Source organism: Flavobacterium pedocola (assembly GCF_053764385.1).
In genome coordinates, this window is record NZ_JBSNCR010000003.1 from 164653 (window position 1) to 183751 (window position 19099).

Here is a 19099-nt window from a genome sequence, read left to right on the forward strand (position 1 = left end):
TTTTTCTGTCATCCCGATTCTCGGGATGCCCGAAAAAGGATGCCGCTCCCATCGGGGCTAGGGCATTGTCTCCTTAATTCAGTTTAAAATTGATCTGCAAACGCTCAAGCTCTTGAAGCACTGCGTTGGAAATACCGATTTTCAGTTTACGGCTCGGCATACTGAGTTTGGTCACCACACGGATTTCTTCTTTTTCTTCCGGCATGGTGATTTCCACTTCCTCAAGATTTTCGTCTGCATCGCCCACCTCATCGGACTCGTTCATTTCGCTTACCACCGGAACCTCAACAATCGTTTTCACCCGCTCCAATTCCATCACCTCAAAGGTAACCGAAGCTTCCCCTGCATTCATTTTAAACAATTCGTTCAGTTCCATAATCAGTTGCTCACGCAAATCACCTATAGAAAATTGCAGGATCAGTTTTTTTCCGAACTTTGGCAACACATCCTGTAATTGCAGCACATCCACAAACTGTAAACGCGGATCGGATTTCTTACCGGTTTCCTTATTCGTCCAGCCTTCCTTCACATTCAAGCGGATGTAAACGAAATGGTTCTGCCCCAGATAATGGCGGAAACGCAAATATTCCTCATCAAAAATCCGGAATTCATAACTCTCGTCGTAGCCTTCCAAATTAAACGTTGCCCAGCCTTTACCATTTTTAGCTACTCGGTGTTGAACATTAGTTACAATTCCTCCAACGGCTATATTTTTACCCACAAACGGGTTCAGATCTTTCAAAGCTTCCAAACGTGTCGGACAGAAATATTTCATTTCAAACTTATAATCGTCCAGCGGATGTCCGGAAATATAAATCCCGACCACTTCTTTCTCTTTGGCCAGTTTTTCCATAGTGAACCATTCTTCGCAAGGCGGAACAGTTGGCTCCGGAATCTGTACTTCGGACGCATCGCCAAACAAACTTACCTGTGAGGAATTTTCGTTTTCCTGCGTTTTAGAACCGTAGCGCATCGCCTTTTCCAAAAACGTGATATTGTCACCATCATGATGAAAATATTGCGCCCGGTGTGTATTCTCAAAACAATCAAAACCTCCAGCCAATGCCAGATTCTCAAAGGCTTTTTTATTGGCGGCACGCAAATCGATACGTTTGGCCAAATCGAAGATGGATTTGTATTTTCCGTCTTTACGGGTTTCCACTATCGTTTTTACGGCACCTTCCCCCACCCCTTTAATCGCTCCCATTCCGAAACGAACGGCGTAATTTTCGTTAACCGTAAATTTATAAAAGGATTCGTTCACATCAGGTCCTAATACATCTAAGCCCATGCGCTTACATTCTTCCATAAAAAAAGAAACCTGTTTGATGTCGTTCATATTATTGGAAAGTACCGCCGCCATGTATTCCGCAGGGTAATGCGCTTTCAAATATGCGGTTTGATAAGCGATCCATGCATAACAGGTCGAGTGGGATTTGTTGAAGGCATAACTCGCAAACGCTTCCCAATCTGTCCAGATTTTATCCAGCTTTTTCTCATCATGCCCGTTGGCCATCGCCTGATCGATGAACTTGGATTTCATTTTATCCAAGACATCTTTCTGCTTTTTACCCATCGCTTTACGAAGGACGTCGGCATCACCTTTGGAGAAGTTTGCAAGTTTCTGTGACAAAAGCATCACCTGCTCCTGGTATACCGTAATTCCATAGGTTTCCGCAAGATATTCCTCATTGGCATCTAAGTCATAAGTGATTTCTTCCTCGCCGTTTTTCCTACGGACGAAAGACGGAATGTACTCCAACGGCCCCGGTCGATACAACGCGTTCATTGCAATCAAATCCCCGAAAACGGTTGGTTTCAGCTCTTTCATGTATTTCTGCATCCCGGGCGACTCGTACTGGAAAATCCCGACGGTCTCACCTCTTTGGAACAGTTCGTATGTTTTTTGGTCGTCAATTGGGAAGGTATCCGGATCGAGCTGGATTCCGGTGCGGTATTTCACCAATTTGACCGTATCTTTTATTAAGGTTAAGGTTTTTAAACCCAGGAAGTCCATCTTCAACAAACCGGCACTTTCCGCTACGGAGTTGTCGAACTGGGTTACGTACAAATCGGAATCTTTTGCCGTGGTTACCGGTACGAAATTGGTAATATCGTCCGGCGTAATGATTACCCCACAAGCGTGAATTCCGGTATTTCGAAGCGAACCTTCCAGCATTTTTGCCTGCTGAATGGTTTCTCCGGCTAAATCTTCTTCCCCGGCTATGGCAATCAACTCCTTAACGCGATCAAATTCTTCGGACGATTTCAAAGCCTTTTTCACTTCGCTTTCGTCTTCTGCCAGAAAACGGGCTAAGTTCCATTTGGACGGCATCATCCCCGGGATCAACTTAGCGATTCTGTCCGCTTCAAACAAAGGTAAATCGAGTACACGCGCCGTATCACGAATCGCGGATTTGGTCGCCATCTTACCATAAGTAATGATCTGCGCCACCTGATTCGCACCGTATTTGTTGATTACGTAATCCATAACCAAACCACGGCCTTCATCATCAAAGTCAATATCGATATCGGGCATGGACACACGGTCCGGGTTTAGGAAACGCTCAAAAAGCAAATCGTATTTAATAGGGTCGATGTTGGTAATTCCCAAGCAATATGCTACCGCAGAACCCGCAGCCGATCCACGACCAGGCCCCACCGAAACACCCATTTTTCGTGCCTCGGCAATGAAATCCTGTACAATCAAAAAGTAACCCGGATATCCTGAGTTGGAAATGGTAAGCAATTCAAAATCAAGTCGTTCGCGAATGTCTTCCGTAATTTCAGGATATCGCTTTTCAGCACCACTGTAGGTTAAATGACGTAAATAAGCATTTTCTCCTCGTACACCGCCATCGGCCTTATCCTCTTCCACTTTAAATTCATCCGGAATGTCGAATTTGGGAAGCAATACGTCACGGTACAGTGAATAGGCTTCTACTTTATCGATGATTTCCTGTATGTTGATGATGGCTTCGGGCAAATCGGCGAAAAGTTTTTTCATCTCCGCTTCCGACTTGAAATAGTATTCCTGATTTGGCATCCCGAAACGGTAGCCGCGACCGCGACCGATGGGTGTAGCCTGTTTTTCGCCATCTTTCACACACAATAAAATATCGTGGGCGTTGGCGTCTTCTTTGGCGACATAATAGGTGTTGTTGGTGGCAATCAGTTTTATGTTGTGCTTGCGGGCGAAGGCAATCAGGGTTTGGTTCACGCGGTTTTCATCTTCCTGATTGTGACGCATTACTTCAATGTAAAAATCATCCTGGAATTGGGATTTCCACCAAACAAGTGCTTCTTCGGCCTGATTTTCACCGATATTTAAAATTTTGCTCGGTATTTCCCCATACAGGTTTCCGGACAAAACGATAATGTCTTCTTTATATTTTTCCACTACCGAACGGTCGATACGCGGCACGTAATAAAACCCTTCCGTATAGGCAATGGACGCCATTTTGGCCAGATTATGGTAGCCTTTTTTGTTCTTGGCCAGAAAAACCACCTGATACCCGTTGTCTTTCTTGGTTTTGTCTTTATGGTCTTCACAAACGTTGAATTCGGCACCAACAATAGGTTTTACAATGGTTTCCGATGGTTGTTCCCCGTTTTCTTCAGCAGCTTTATTTTTGGCTTCGGCGCCTTTGTTGTGGTTCAGGACGGCACTTACAAACTGGAACGCCCCCATCATGTTCCCCACATCGGTCATGGCCACGGCCGGCATTTTATTTTTAATGGCTGCATTCACCAAATCGTTGATGGCAATGGTGGACTGTAATACTGAAAACTGGGAATGATTGTGCAAGTGCGCATAAGCCGCATGCTCAAGATCTTTCTTATCTTCTTCCGAAATGGTCTGTCCGACTTCTTCCTGCTGGATCTGTTTTAAACGGGCACGAATCTCGTCTGAAGCTTTTTTAAGGTTGATGTGCTTTAACCCGATCAACTGGATTTCCTGCGGATTGTTTTCGCGGAAACGGTCGTAATAGTCTTCGGTAACATCAAGTTCTTCTTTGGTGAAAACCTCGCGTTTGATTAATTCCAGAAAACAGCGTGTCGTAGCTTCCACGTCGGCGGTCGCGTTGTGGGCTTCGGCAAACGGTTCCCCGAATAAATATTGGTGTAACTCGGTAAGGGTTGGCAATTTGTATCGTCCGCCTCGCCCTCCGGGTAATTTTAACAATTCAGCAGTGGTTTCGGTACAGGTATCCAAAACCGGCATTTTGACCATATCGGAACCGATGCTCATCCGGTGGAATTCACACCCCATGATGTTCACGTCGAAACCAACATTCTGACCTACAATGTATTTGGCTTTCGATAAGGCAATATTGAATTTCTCCAACACTTCTAACAACGAAATTCCCTGTTCCATAGCCAATTCGGTGGAAATTCCATGAATACGTTCGGCATCATAGGGAATGTTGAAGCCCTCCGGTTTCACCAGATAGTCCTGATGCTCGACAAGATTTCCCATCTCATCGTGCAATTGCCAGGCAATCTGGATACAACGCGGCCAGTTATCGGTATCGGTAATGGGTGCCGACCAACTGCGTGGCAATCCGGTGGTTTCGGTATCGAAAATTAAATACATGTATCTGAGTTTTAAGCCGTAAGCGATATACTACAAGCCAATTTTAGATTGAAACAAAAATACGTTTTCGGATGCGGAATGTCAATTTTAGTTATTAACAAAAGGAAAGTGTTTTGTTATTATTGTAGGAAAATTTTGTTGTTGTTTTTTTAATCAATAATTATGTAATCTAATTCTTATAAATCATTTAAACTTTAAAAAATGAAAAAAACGTATTTTTTTGCAGCTCTGCTTTTTGCGGCCATAGGCACAACAAGTATTAGCTCTTGCAGTAGTGAAGAGACAGCTGCCCAACAAAGTAAAGCAGCCGTTAGCGTTGAAAAAACAGACGAAATGCTAAAATTTGAAAACTCTTTAAAAATCTGGATGCAATCCAAACGTGAAAGCGGCTCCTCCCAAAATGTAACAGCGGAAGTAACCGAACTTATTAAAAAAGACGCCAGTGAACTTTTGACCTCACTAGGAAAAAACGGAGCCGAAGCTACAGGCAAAGCAAATCCGAACACTGACGAACTGGTTCGTGCTGCAATCAGAGAATACTCCAAGAAACTAACAAACATGTACCACCAACAAAAAAACAACTAACAACATGAAAAAGATTATCCTTATTGCAACACTTTTGATTGGTTTACAAAATTTTGCACAGAAAACATTTGAGGTTTATAATTTAACCGGTTACACATTTAACCTAACCGACATTATTACAAGACCTGTAGGAACAACTTATCCGGAGTTCCACAGTAAACCTTTTGGTAACATCCCTCTTGGCCCTACATCAGCACAAACATCCTATGTACTGGAGAACACTTCTAATGTTTATCGTTTCCCTTTTAATTCACCTTCAAGCTCACCGGTGATTACAACTTGGGAAAGACTTTCTTCTCCATCAACCGTAACAACTTTTACAAGTAATGGGGCTTGGGTTCTAGGAAATGCTCAGGAGTTTTATAAATTAAAATATTTCGACAACGATAATATTTTACGCGAAATCGATGCCAATAACCCTATCTATACTTCTCCAACATATGGCTGGACTATAGAATATTCCTTTTACCAGGACCCAAACAATGCGAACATCAAAATTTACACTATTTTGATTTATTAATTTAAATCTCCGGGCCGGATGGATTGCAAAGCCTTTTCACTGGACCCTGAGACGAGGTTAGCAACAAACTTAACTGAAGCAATATCCTTTAACCCCAAAAAATGCAACAAAAAAAGCCATCCTTAATCAGGATGGCTTTTGCCTATTGAAAATACAGTGATTAATATCTACCTCTATTATTTCCGCCTCCGTAGTTCCCACCACCGCGGTTGTTTCCATAACCTCCGCCTGAACGGTTGTTGTTGAAACTTCTTCTTTCACCTTCCGGTTTCGGCTCGGATTTGTTTACTACGATTGGGCGACCTCCAACGGTTGCTCCGTTTAATTCTTCAATGGCCTTTAATGCATCTGCATCATTTTCCATTTCCACAAAACCAAATCCTTTACTTCTTCCAGTAAATTTATCAGTGATGATTTTAACTGAAGTTACTTCCCCGTATACCTCAAAAGACGATCTTAAGTCTGCTTCGTCAATAGAGAACGGAAGACTTCCAACAAAAATGTTCATATAACTATTTTAAAAATTTTGGTAAAGGTAGGTTATTAAAAATCTAAATCACTCATTATTAAGCTTTTTCTTTTAAAATAATTGTTGTATATAAAACATATTTTGTGAAATTTAATTATTTTGTATGCTAAACTTTCATATATTTGCACCCTTAAATAACCGAGGTCGTGTACCTCAAATTAATCATTAAAGATTATGTCAGTAAAAATCAGATTACAAAGACATGGTAAAAAAGGGAAACCTTTTTACTGGATCGTAGCAGCAGATGCTCGCGCGAAAAGAGATGGTAGATTCCTTGAGAAAATCGGAACTTACAATCCAAACACTAACCCTGCAACTATAGACTTGAACTTGGACAAGGCAGTTACTTGGTTATTCAACGGTGCTCAGCCAACTGACACTGCAAGAGCTATCCTTTCTTACAAAGGTGCTTTATTGAAACACCACCTAGAAGGCGGAGTTCGTAAAGGTGCTTTAACTGCTGAACAAGCGGAAGCTAAATTAGCTGCTTGGTTAGAGTCTAAAGCTGGTAAAGTTGACGCTAAAAAAGACGGTTTAGCAAAATCTAAAGCGGATGTTAAAGCTGCGGCTTTAAAAGCTGAGAAAGAAGCTAACGCTAAGCGTGCTGCTGCTCAGGCTGAAGCTTTGAAAGCTGCTGAAGCAACTGAAGAAGAAGTAGCTGAAGAGGCAACTGAGGAAGTAGCAGAAGCTGCAACTGAAGAGACTCCAGCTGTTGAGGAGAACAACGAAGAAACTCAAGCTTAATTTTTAAAGCGGTTCCATGCGTAAAGAAGAGTGTTTCTATTTAGGTAAAATCGCAAAAAAATTTAGTTTCAAGGGAGAAGTCCTTATCTATTTAGATACGGACGAACCCGAAATGTATGAAGATATGGAATCAGTTTTTGTCGAATTCGGCAAAAACCTGGTTCCATTTTTTATTGAAAAAAGTGCACTTCACAAAGGCGACTTCTTAAGAGTCAAATTTGAAGAAGTGGACAGCGAAGACGATGCCGACCGAATCCTGGGAAGCGAAGTCTATCTCCCCCTGACCATGTTACCGAAACTGGAAGGCAAAAAATTCTATTTCCATGAAGTGATCGGCTTTGATGTGGAAGATGTTCGTTTGGGCAACATCGGAAAAATCGTTTCCATTAACGATTCTACCGCACAGGCTTTATTCGAAATCATGAAAGACAACACGGAAATTTTAATTCCTATGATTGATGATTTCATAGTGGAAATCGACAGAGCCAATAAAAAAGTGGTTTTAGACACTCCGGAAGGATTGGTAGACCTTTACTTAGGATAGTTTTACTTCGTCAGTTCGCTACGCTCGTGTCAGTCGCAGTAAACAGAAAATCCAAATCATGTTTCAATTCAAACAATTTACCATTCAACAAGACCGTTGCGCCATGAAAGTGGGTACGGATGGTGTTTTATTGGGTGCCTGGACACCGCTAATAAATAATCCGTTCAACGTTTTGGATATTGGTGCCGGAACAGGTTTGATTGCCTTGATGTTGGCACAACGCAGCAACGCAGAGCAAATCGATGCTATTGAAATTGACGACGACGCCTACGAACAGGCTACCGAAAATTTTGAAAACTCCCCATGGAACAACCGTTTGTACTGTTACCATGCCGGTTTGGATGAATTCGTAGATGAAGTAGACGAAGAATTCGACCTGATTGTATCCAACCCGCCTTTTTACACTGACGAGTACAAATCCGGTGATGACCAGAGGGACAATGCCCGTTTTGAAGATTCCTTACCTTTTGAAGAATTGGTGGAAGCTGCCGATTTTTTCTTATCGGAACACGGTATTTTTTCGCTGATTATTCCTTTTAAAGAAGAAGAAAAAGTAAAAGCCCTTTGCAAAGAAAGAAGTTTATTCCCTTTAAAAATTACCCGCGTTAAAGGCACACCAACATCAGAAATCAAGCGTAGTTTGTTGGCATTTTCCAGAATTGAGCAAGCGCCTTTAGTAGACGAATTGGTAATCGAAACGGCGCGTCATCAATATACACCGGAGTACATTGAACTAACTAAAGACTTCTATCTGAAAATGTAATCAGAAAGTAAATTTACGATTAATCAGTTCCTCCTTACTACTCACCTGCAGTTTTTCGTAGATGTTTTTTACATGGGTTTTAATGGTGTTGACGCTCAAACACAAAGTATCCGCTATAGTAGCATAACTTTTCCCTTGTGACAACAAACTCAATACTTCATTTTCCCGCTGGGTTAAATCGTTATGCGGTTTTTGCTGAAAGGACTCGACGACCATTCGGGCGATGTTAACACTCATCGGTGCTCCACCTTGTTTAAGTTGGTTTAAAGCATCAATCACTTTTTGCTTTCCGGAATTTTTGGTAAGATACCCTACAGCCCCTGCACATAACGCATTGAACACGTATTGCGAGTTTTCATGAATGGTCACTACTATGATTGCCAACTGCGGAAGCAACTGTTTAATTTGCCTAATCCCTTCAATACCATTGATACCGGGCAGTGAAATATCCGTCAGGAGCACATCCGGACCAAGGTTTTTCATTTCAGGAAGAGCTTTTTCATAGGATTCGAAATCGCCAACAACTTTGTATCCTTCCTCCTGATCAATCATTTCTTTCATAGAGTGTCGCAACACTTCATAATCCTCAATTAAAACCACTCGTATCATGCCGCAAAAATAAAGAAACCACCCGAAGGCGGCTTCCTGTTCAACTAAAAATCCAATTTTATTTAACAATAAGCGATCGGAAGGAAATATTGGTTCCCTCTTCTTCGTAATTGGTAACCACACCGTTTTTCCACACCTTTCCAATCATACTTCTCGGTCCCGATTCATCCCCAACAACATAAACATCGGTCCCTTTTACTTTAATATCATAAGCCTCAGAATCGCGGGTACCATCGGTTAACTTAGTTAGAACCCCATCTTTCCAAATACAGGCTGTGAAGTGTGAAGCCGCCGTTTCTTTGATAAGCCCAACCGCATAAACCACATTATTAACTACAAGAATCTTATTCACATAGGCTTTTTTATCAAATCCATCTGCACCACTTAAAGAAGTCAAAGCGGTTGATACACCATTTTTCCAATACACGGCGTTGTAATTATCCCAACCCGCAACATAAACATCGGTCCCTACAACATATATCGAATTCGCTTTTCCGGAACGAACACCGCTCAAATTTGTTCTTGTTACTGGTTCTGTGGTTTCAAGATTATATTCCCACAACATAGCCTTTGGAGTATCCCCTTGCCAACCAACCATATATAATTTGTTTCCGGACACATAAATTCCGTTGCCGTATCCAACAGTAGAATTATCAGTTAGGTTCGTTTTCAGATAACCGTTTTTCCAGAACGTGATTCGGTTTCCGTCATTCCCCCCTACATAATAGTTGGTTCCGTCTGAAAAAATCGCTTTGCCGTAGGAGCTCTCAGTATTCGAAGTAGCACTCAACATATAGGGCTGAATCCCATCTGCCGTAGCATTTTGAAAATAGGTTCCTTCATTTGCAGCATTGAGATCGTTGTATCGTTCACCACAACCCGCCAATTTATTGTTGTGCCAAACAATATCATTAAGCTTGGAATTGCTTCCAAAAGGCGTAATAGCATCATTATTAATCCAATAGGACGCCTGATTGCCGTAAAAACCTCCTAAGATAATTTCATCCTTTGCAGTTGTTTCCGATGATCCGGAATCGTCATTGGAACAGGAAAACAGTAAACCAAGTGTGGCCAGTAAAAGTATTTTTTTCATAGTCAGTGATTTGTTTTGACAAAAATCCAAAATACGAAAATTCTTTCCTTCACCCTTTTGGGTGATTTTTACTGCAATTGACCTAAAAATCGCACAGTTACCCCTAAAACCGAGGAAATTTCAAGCTGTCCTTTAATTTTGTCCGCTCTTTTTTGAAGGTTGACAAGTCCGTTCTGTCGGGAAAGCATTTTACGGTCATAGCCGATGCCGTCATCTTTGAAGACAATTTCCAGTTTGGAATCGTTCAGCCTGAAAAAAAGCGTCGCATGGTGTGCTTTACTATGCTTGTAGGTATTGGTCATGGCTTCTTTGAACAACAAAAGTAACTGCCTGTTCCAATAATGCGGTAACAGGAATTTGGCCTGCTCCACTTCATTCTCCACCACAAATTTAAGGTCAGAATTCTGAAACAGTTCTTCTCCGAAATCCGTCAGGGCGACAATTAATTCTTCCAAGGTTCCGTTTTTACTGTCGATTGCCCAAATGAAATCACGGATGCCATGGAACAAATCCTGACTGTCTTTGTTGATGCGCTCAATAATATCAAAGTTTGCCGATTTTTTCAAATCATTGGCATGAAGCAATTTATCGGACATGACCGTGATACCGGCCAGTTTATTACCCAATTCGTCATGAAAATCCTGAGCAATGTTCTGACGCATTTCCCCAAGCTGCATTTCAAGTTTCTTATTGGATTCCAACAAATTCTGAAGGGTCCTGTTCCTGTTGCGTAAATTGCGGAACCTCAGATAAACCAAATATCCAAATCCGGAAGTCAACAGCAACAGCAAAGGGATCACCACATACCAACGCAGGTACCAAACCGGAATTTTAGTAACAAACAATTTCGGGGAATAGGTCCAGTCAGAATACGGAAACCGTGCCCGAAACCGGATGGTATATTTCCCGGAAGAGAAATTCGAAAAGTCGATACTGTTCCCGGCAAGCCCCTGCCAGCCTTCGTTGTTCAACTGATACTGCAACACATATTCGGAAGAGGTGAAATTCACCACATCTGCATTGAGCAAAAAAGTCTGGTTTGGTTGTATATCAATATGATTTTTGGCAATAAACTCCCCTGAAGTACTCAGATTGATTTTCAGTGAAGCCGCTTTTGCTATGTTTTTTACATTTAAAACCGTAACCCCTTTATTCCCCAGACATAACAAATCTCCGTTCTTGTCAATATAAAGTTTAGAATAAAAATTGGAAGACAACCCCTCATTTTTGGTGTACCGGTAAAACTGACCTTCGTAAAAACCCACCAATCCTTTTTGACTGGCCAACCAAATGGACCCGTTTCGGTCGATAACAAAATCGTTGAAGGCATCATTCTTGTCATTTACATAAGGGAAATACTCAAATCCTTTATCTGAAAACCGACTGATCCCTAAAGTATGCAAAAGCCAGACCTCATTGTTTCGTACTTCTGCATCCATCACTTTATCGGAAGCCAGCCCATTACTTACGGAATAACGCTTAGTGTTTTTTAATTCCCGGTTCAGGACAAAAATCCCCTGATTGGAAATCATCCAATACTCCTTTTTGAACTTAATAATTTTCTCAATTTTAAGGAACGGTTTGGAAGACGCAGGTAAATAATCAAGTTGCAGATCGATTCTCCTGCCGTCTTTTACTACAAAAGCATCCTGATCGCCGTTGTAAAAACGCATCCCGTCCAACAAAACTTCCCGTTGCGGATGCTCATTGGACACAATCTGACCCTCTGATGTAAAAGAATACGGTTCAAGATATTTTGTATGGATGTACAGGGTATCGTTTGAATAGGAATGAAAGTCTACCGTATTTTTGGAGTTGATGGTTGTAAAAGATTTTTTGCCTTTTTCAGCTTTCAGAATTTTATCCGTAGTCAGATAGAAATCATATTTAGGCGTTGTCTTGTAATCGAAAATGTAGTACTCCTGAAGAAAACTGTCCTTAACCTGAAGCTGTGGCTTAACCAATAAAAAAATACCGTTACCATAGGTAGACACCCAAATGGCTCCTGTTTTTGAGGCCATAATATCACTTACAGGGGCTTTAATTTCGTTGCTCGTCAAAGTGAAAAAAGCATGGGAAATCTTATTTTCGACCACCACCTCATGCGATTTTAGCTTCTCATTCTCAACCACATAAACATTAAAATATTCATTTTCAGAAAACTGCATCACCTTACCGCTGGCAAACGAAAAAGGGGTAACCTTGATTATTCTGGATGGATTGAATTCAATTTTTTCGTAGTTGGTTATCGCCAGATAATGATCCCCTTGTTTGCGAAGCCCTATCACGGCATAGTCTTTCAGAAAAGGGAAAGGCGTAACCACCTTTTTACTTCCATCGACCTTATAGATATTTTTAAAACTTGCGATGTGTTTATCATTAATGCAGTAAACTTCATTATCCAAACATACCAACTGAAGGGACTCGCTCAGCGCATTTTTCGCGTAAATCTCTTTTTTATGGCGTTCCACATCATCATAATCAAACCAGTGATACTGGCCGTTAAGCTTCATCAAACTCAGCAAAACGGGCTCTTTCCTTATATTTTTCAAATCATATACGGAAAGCCTTACCCTGTTTTCCACTGCATACACCTGATTGCCGTGTATAAAGCCCTGATTCATTTTTTTGTATTGGGAATCTTTTCCTCCAATGGGCGTGAAAGTATTATGCTGAAAAAGATAAATCCCGCCGCCCCAGGTACTGACTATTCTCCTGCCGGAAGGATCCACATCGACACCGATCACAAAATTGGACGTAAGTCCCTGATACTGGGTATAGTTTTCAAACTTCTTCCCGTTGAACTTTACCAGGCCGTTATCGGTTCCCAGCCAGATGTAGTTTTGGGCATCTTCTGTAATCTGATAGCACAAATCATGCGGCAGACCGTTCTCAGAATTGTAATGGGTGACCTTAAATTGCGAGAAGCCTTGCAGCTGAAAAACGAAAAAAATAATGCCCAGTAGTATTCGCATATAACAAATCTACACATTATTATGCTATTATGCTACCTTAAAAAGCGATCTGAACTGATATAAGATTCTTTCAAGTAATCGCAGGTCTTCGGTAATAATTTCCGCACTGCCTTTCATTTCCTGCTGGAACGGTATTTCTTTCTTGTAATTGGTTTTCAGATTTTTAGGCAAAGCGATGTCCATCATGATATTGCCATCCTTGTCGGGAACCAAAGCAATATTTTTCACTTCTCCTTTCAAAACACCGAATTCACGATCCGGATAATTGGCCAAACGGATATTAACCTGCTGCCCTACTTTGATCTTCCCTGAATTTAACGCCGGCGCTTTCACTTTACCAACAAAACCTCTTTCGTTTTTAGGTACTACGGAAAAAACATTCTCTCCGGCAGTAATGGTCTGGTTTTCCACCCAAACCTGCAAAAAGGATACTTCTCCTTCCACGGAAGACATCAAAACGTAATTAAGTTCCCAGTCTCTAATGGCTTTTTTCAGCTGATAAAAGGATTGGGTAGCATTACGGTCCAGATTTACTGCTTCTTTCGTTCCGCCGATTTCATTTCCTTTTACGGCTCTTCGGTTTTCGATGAGCGAGGATTTCAATTGGGAAATTGACGACAACAGGTTTTTAAAACTCTTCTCCGATTGCAGGTAATTCAGTTTTTTGGTCTCAAATTCCTGATCGGATATAACGCCTTTACTGTGCAAGGTCGTATACCGGGTGAGTTCGTTTTTCTGCAACCTAAGTTCCTGTTCGTTGATGCTTTGTTGCTGCATCAACAGGTTCAAACGTTCCTGCAGCTGCCCACTTTCCGATTTCTTAGCTGTTCCTTCCACCTGATAGGGCTTTAAATCGGTATTTAGCCGTTCCGCGGTGTAGTCTTTCTGAAAAATGGCAAAAGCGCTTTCAATATCGCCCAGTTGTGCGTTACTGAGTTTCTCAAAAGGGAAATTCTTCTGCAAGGCCGGATTCTCCACCAGTGATTTCAGCAGAAACACATCTTCATAATTGGCCGCATTTTCAATAATGGCCAGTGGTGTTTTGCTTTTAACCGAAGATTTGTCCTTTACTAAAATGGCCTCAATGCGTCCGGAAGTTTTGGCTACCAGTTTCTCTGGCGGAATATTGGTGGTAATAATGATTTCCGTGGCGACCACATCCGGATAACGTAAAAACCAGGACATGGTAAACAACATCAGGATGATTCCTAAAATCAAAACGCTTCCCCAGCGGATCATCCAGTGAGGCACACGTGTTAGTATGTCCTGAACTTCTTCGCTTCTTAATTCAAATGTATCGTCGTGTTTCGCTTCCATCTTAATTCCCTAACTGTAACTGATTTCTAACCAATTCAAAATAATTTCCTTTCTGTTCCACCAAAGCCGAATGATTGCCCATTTCGATGATCTTACCTTTATCCAGCACCACAATCTGATCGGCATTCATCACCGTGCTCAAACGATGGGCAATAACCACCACCGTTTTGTTTTCGAAGAAAAGATCCAGTTTTCGCATGATTTCTTTCTCATTATTGGCATCCAAAGCCGAAGTGGCTTCATCAAAAAACAAAATTTCCGGATTTTTATACACCGCCCTTGCAATGAGCAAACGCTGTTTCTGTCCGGTACTCATCCCTAAGCCTTCCGAGCCGATTTTAGTATTGAACCCCAAAGGCAGTTCCAAAATATAGTCCTTGATATTGGCTACATCGGCCGCATACAGCAATCGGTTTTTATCAACGGTGTCAACCCCGACTGCAATATTATTGGCTATGGTGTCATTAAAAATAAACCCTTCCTGCATTACGGCTCCAATGTGATTCCGCCATGCCCTTTGTGATACATTTTTAAGTTGCGTTTTCCCAACGGTGATTTCCCCTTTTTCCGGGTTGTAAAACTTGAGCAGTAATTTCATCAGTGTGGTTTTACCACTGCCGCTCACCCCAACAATTGCCGTCACTTTTTTGGCCGGTATGGTCAGGTTGAGATGCTCCAGTACCGGGGTATCCGAACCTAAATAACGGTACGACAGATTGTTGATATGGATGTCTTCGTCTTTGGGAATATCTTTAGTTTGATTGACTTCATCCTGCTCTTCATCCTCTTTCTCATGAATTTCCGATAATCGTGCCAAGGATATTTTTGCATCCTGAAGCTCTCTGACAAACCCGATAAGCTGTGTAATAGGCCCGTTTAAACTGCCGACTATAGAACTTATGGCCATCATGGTCCCCATAGATATGTCGCCGTCGATTACCAGTTTGGCCGATAAGAAGACGATAAAAATATTCTTCAACTCATTGATTACCGATGATCCTATGGTTTGAGTCTGCTCCAGCACCAATCCTTTAATGGAAACCCTGAAAAGTCGCGCCTGAACATATTCCCATCCCCAGCGTTTCTGCTTTTCGGCATTGTGGAGTTTGATTTCCTGCATCCCGTTGATGAGTTCCATGACTTTGCTCTGCTCCTGGCTTACTTCGGTGAACCGCTTGTAATCCAAAGCCTCTCTTCGCTTTAAAAACAGGGTAATCCAACCAAAATACAAGATGCTTCCGGCAAAAAACACTAAAAATATCTGCAAATTAAAATACGCCAAAACACCTCCCATGATGACCATATTAATGACTGAAAACAGTACGTTCAAAGACGAAGTGGTCAAAATACGTTCAATGCGTCGGTGATCGCCAATACGTTGCATAATGTCTCCTGTCATCCGGACATCAAAAAAAGAAATGGGCAGGTTCATCAGTTTGATGAAAAAATCTGAAATCAGTGAAATGTTGATTCGCGTGGACAAATGCAGTAAAATCCAGCTTCGGATCAATTCCAGACCGGTTTTTCCGGCAAAAAGGAACAATTGGGCAAAAAGAATCAGATAGACAAAATGCATATTCTGGTTCTGGATGCCGATATCGACTATATTTTGCGTAAGAAATGGGAAAACCAACTGCAGTAAACTGCTCGCCAGCAAGCCAAAACTCAACTGCATTAAAAACTTTTTATAGCGCCAGAGGTATTGGGACAGCATGCCGAAGCCCAGTCCTTTCTTTTCCTCATTTTCTAAGGCTGAACTATGGAATTTAGGAGTTGGCTCTAACAATAAAGCGATACCTTCCTGAGTGGTGGCATCGGCATTATTGCCTATCCAGAATTTAATGAAATCTGCTTTGTTGTATTCCAACAGGCCAAAACCGGGATCGGAAACAAAATATTTATCTTTTTTTACAGCATACAAAACCACATAATGCTCTTTATTCCAGTGCAGTACACACGGAAGGGGCGCCTCATCCAAACGCTCTAAATTAAGTTTAACCCCCAGCGTACGGAAACCCATTTTCTCCGCAGCATCACTCAGAAATAAAAGATTACTTCCTTCGCGGGTGGTTTCGCTAAAATCCCGAAGTTGCTGTATATTAAATGTCTTGCCGTAATGTTTGGCAATGATCTTCAGGCAAGTGGGACCACAGTCTTTATGGTCTGCCTGTATATAGTTGGGAAATTTTTTCACTCGGATTTTCTGGTTTTGGGCAAAAATAAATAAAATGACACGTTACTTTCTTTTAAAGTAAGGAATTTATTTACAATTCATTCGGTATTATCGCAATGGATTTAAAAACTGCCTGAAATTGCTTTCAGGCAGCTAACTATCAATTACTACTATTATTAGCAAGACTACCCATCAATCTGATGGAAATCCCAATATCCTTAGGATACACTATAACAAAAAACCTTCCGGCAAATCCCAAACTTTATAATTTTAGGTTCCCTTCTATGGTTGTTGTTCTTCTTTGTTCAGTTGCTAAAACACTTTCTTTCAAAATGTTTTTTTAACTGGGTTTAAAACTGCCCGAAATGCATCGGGCAGTTAAAATAATTTCAATACCGGGTCTTAAGAGTCACTGTCGCGAAAACAACTACTTGAAAATCAAAGTGTCTTGTATTACTATTATATATCCGCAATTAAAGCAACCTTAAAACTTCAGTACCTCATTAATTAAGTCTGTACTTATTCTCCTGAGAAATTATAGCAACAACCTGTTGCATTTTCCCATACCCAACCAGTGTACTGACCGTTAGAACAAGTTTGTGTTGCTGATTGCCAAACGCCACCATTACGGCACACACACTGATTTAAAGTGGTTTGGTATCCACCAACTTGACATGCAGGAGGAGGAGGCAATTTACCACCACTGATTTCTTTTTGCTCGCTTTTTGTCAATAGTTGAGCACCTTCTAAGGTTGAAATGTTTTTTAACATAATTTCTTTTATTAAATTATAGACAAGCGATCGCTGAGCATCTTCCAAAAGAATTCATGCACATGTTCCAAGGGCACTCGTTACCCCAACCATCACCTGGATAGCTTAACCAACCCCCGTTAAGAGATTTTAACTCGTCTTTTGTTAGCTTTTGAGCATCTTTGAAATTTGAAATGTTTTTTAACATGATTTAAAGTTTTAAAAATTGATTTTCCCCAATCGTTTAAAGACACTTGGGTTTGCGTCTGCTCCTGCGCAGGATTTTTGATTTATTTTTTTTACAATGGAACCGCTACTGGTTCCGCTGTCGGGGTATTTTGTTCTTTTGAAAAATCATTAAGGAAGTACTTTAACTCAGCGATTTCATATTCGTTAGGGAATTGGTTCCCGTTAATTATTTTCACCGGTGTGTAGTTGAACTGATTTTTCTGACACCAGCCATACTGTAAGTACAGTTGATGATTTGCCTTCATATCGATACTGTTCGCCAGCCATTTTTCTTTCCACGCCTCAAGTCCCAGCTGGTTAATATGCCAATCGATAATAGCGTCTTTGGCACGCTCCTGACTGTAGTTATTAATGGTCAGTATGCTTTCCACCACTACTTTATAGGGATTGTCGTTGTTTTCCGGGTTCATGTTAAACAATACCTGAAAAGAAACACGCTCCGGAAACTGCTTATGCAAGTCAAGGGCATCTTTAAAAGCTTTGTGACAATGACCGCAACTCGGGCTTAAGATAAGCGTCAGGTCCATATCGGCTTCCGTACCGAAGCGCAAACCTTCCAGCTGCTGAAAACCTTCTTTTTCGGGAATGGACTTGCTCAAGGTTTGGAAAAGCTTAGGGTTACGTTTAAAACGTTTCAACTCATTTACCATTTTTTCGGCTTCGATTTTCCCCTGTAGCATCGGACGTACAAAAAACCAAAGTGATGAAAACAACACTAGCGGTAAAAAATAATACCCAAGTGCCGGAGCCGTCAGCTGTAAATCGAAGGCGTGGAAAACTACAAAGCCAATTCCCTGCGCAACTACCACCGCGGCAACCAACAAACACAACAGACACCATTTTTTCAGCTCAAACTTCTGTATCCAAACCGAATACGCAAGAATCGGAAAGGAAATCAAACTCATCAACCCTATTATTTTGGTCACCGCCTCAGGAAAAAGTATTACAGCAAGCAGGTTAACTCCAAAAAAAACAAACGGCAAATCCGAAAAACTTAACCAATTGTTGATTTTACTTTTCTTGGATTTGATAACCGAATCACAAGAGGTATTGGTGCCAAGGTTACATAATTTTGATACGGCTTCATTTTTAAGCCCGAAACTCTCCCTCACGATAAAAACACTAAGGATAGCTCCTATTAATGAAGTAACGATAAAGACTAAAGATTCAATTGAAAATTTATTCAGCACCATTGACAAGGTCAGCAAGGCCAACCCGGGTAGAAGATACTTGATCCAGGTAGCATTCTGAATTTTGCTTTCCGAAGTGGCCGCATTTGGTTCTATGGCTAGAATCATCCCGCTCCAGCCCTGAATAAAAGCATCGGTAGTGATTCTCTTCTTGGCCGACTGCGTTTCCACTTCAACCATTTTATCCTTCTTGGACACCAGTACCATTTCCGTTTCAAAATGCGCCAGGAAGGAATCCGGCAATTCGTCAAATTGCTCTTTCGGGATTTTTAAAGCAAGGTTTTCTACCGATAAAACATCTAAGGTATCGGTTACGGCATATACGCTTGGGTAGTTCGGATGGGAATTGTACAGGTCTTCAAAATTGTCTTTTTGATCACCATAATTGTTTTTGTCTAAATACTTTTTTACTAGATCGGTCATATATATAAATCTTATTCTGTAAATAACTTCGTTCAAAT

Annotated in this window: 13 protein-coding genes and 1 pseudogene; 5 read left to right on the forward strand and 9 right to left on the reverse strand. The window is 41.2% G+C overall.

From position 1 onward, the window contains the following. Positions 1 to 73: 73 nt before the first annotated feature. Positions 74 to 4597: a DNA polymerase III subunit alpha gene (gene dnaE / locus ACWPKD_RS07760; RefSeq protein WP_455412111.1), complete on the reverse strand. Its 4524-nt coding sequence runs from the start codon at positions 4595 to 4597 to the stop codon at positions 74 to 76. A 201-nt stretch (positions 4598 to 4798) separates the two neighbouring features. Here dnaE and ACWPKD_RS07765 point away from each other — a divergent pair, with 201 nt between their 5' ends. Beyond that, on the forward strand, positions 4799 to 5182 hold the full coding sequence (locus tag ACWPKD_RS07765) for a hypothetical protein (RefSeq protein ID WP_455412112.1): 384 nt from the start codon (positions 4799 to 4801) through the stop codon (positions 5180 to 5182). A 4-nt stretch (positions 5183 to 5186) separates the two neighbouring features. Next, positions 5187 to 5702: a hypothetical protein gene (locus tag ACWPKD_RS07770; RefSeq protein WP_455412113.1), complete on the forward strand. Its 516-nt coding sequence runs from the start codon at positions 5187 to 5189 to the stop codon at positions 5700 to 5702. Positions 5703 to 5862: 160 nt separating this feature from the next. On the opposite strand, the gene ACWPKD_RS07775 is transcribed toward ACWPKD_RS07770, so the two are convergent. Then, positions 5863 to 6210: an RNA recognition motif domain-containing protein gene (locus ACWPKD_RS07775; RefSeq protein WP_455412114.1), complete on the reverse strand. Its 348-nt coding sequence runs from the start codon at positions 6208 to 6210 to the stop codon at positions 5863 to 5865. A gap of 195 nt (positions 6211 to 6405) precedes the next feature. Here ACWPKD_RS07775 and ACWPKD_RS07780 point away from each other — a divergent pair, with 195 nt between their 5' ends. The 3 genes and pseudogenes from ACWPKD_RS07780 to ACWPKD_RS07790 all read left to right on the forward strand — a co-directional run. Then, positions 6406 to 6975, forward strand: a complete 570-nt coding sequence (locus tag ACWPKD_RS07780; protein WP_455412115.1) for a 30S ribosomal protein S16 — start codon at positions 6406 to 6408, stop codon at positions 6973 to 6975. Between the two features lie 16 nt (positions 6976 to 6991). Then, a complete protein-coding gene (gene rimM / locus ACWPKD_RS07785) occupies positions 6992 to 7519 on the forward strand; it encodes a ribosome maturation factor RimM (RefSeq protein ID WP_455412116.1) in 528 nt (175 codons plus the stop codon). Positions 7520 to 7565: 46 nt separating this feature from the next. Continuing rightward, positions 7566 to 8282, forward strand: a pseudogene (locus tag ACWPKD_RS07790) (tRNA1(Val) (adenine(37)-N6)-methyltransferase); the annotation flags it as partial. Here the strand turns inward: ACWPKD_RS07790 and ACWPKD_RS07795 are convergent. The 7 genes from ACWPKD_RS07795 to ACWPKD_RS07825 form a co-directional block, all read right to left on the reverse strand. Beyond that, the gene (locus ACWPKD_RS07795) at positions 8283 to 8891 is read right to left on the reverse strand and encodes a response regulator (RefSeq protein ID WP_455412117.1); all 609 of its coding nucleotides are present in this window, start codon (positions 8889 to 8891) and stop codon (positions 8283 to 8285) included. It lies immediately after the preceding pseudogene. Positions 8892 to 8949: 58 nt separating this feature from the next. Beyond that, the gene (locus ACWPKD_RS07800) at positions 8950 to 9984 is read right to left on the reverse strand and encodes a hypothetical protein (protein WP_455412118.1); all 1035 of its coding nucleotides are present in this window, start codon (positions 9982 to 9984) and stop codon (positions 8950 to 8952) included. Positions 9985 to 10052: 68 nt separating this feature from the next. Then, a complete protein-coding gene (locus tag ACWPKD_RS07805; protein WP_455412119.1) occupies positions 10053 to 12959 on the reverse strand; it encodes a sensor histidine kinase in 2907 nt (968 codons plus the stop codon). 27 nt (positions 12960 to 12986) lie between these two features. Then, the gene (locus tag ACWPKD_RS07810) at positions 12987 to 14276 is read right to left on the reverse strand and encodes an HlyD family secretion protein (protein WP_455412120.1); all 1290 of its coding nucleotides are present in this window, start codon (positions 14274 to 14276) and stop codon (positions 12987 to 12989) included. A 1-nt stretch (position 14277) separates the two neighbouring features. After that, positions 14278 to 16470, reverse strand: coding sequence for a peptidase domain-containing ABC transporter (locus ACWPKD_RS07815; protein ID WP_455412121.1), 2193 nt, complete (start codon positions 16468 to 16470; stop codon positions 14278 to 14280). Between the two features lie 498 nt (positions 16471 to 16968). After that, complete coding sequence (locus ACWPKD_RS07820) at positions 16969 to 17220, reverse strand: hypothetical protein (protein ID WP_455412122.1); 252 nt, start codon at positions 17218 to 17220, stop codon at positions 16969 to 16971. Positions 17221 to 17498: 278 nt separating this feature from the next. Next, the gene (locus tag ACWPKD_RS07825; protein ID WP_455412123.1) at positions 17499 to 19061 is read right to left on the reverse strand and encodes a vitamin K epoxide reductase family protein; all 1563 of its coding nucleotides are present in this window, start codon (positions 19059 to 19061) and stop codon (positions 17499 to 17501) included. Positions 19062 to 19099 lie beyond the last annotated feature (38 nt).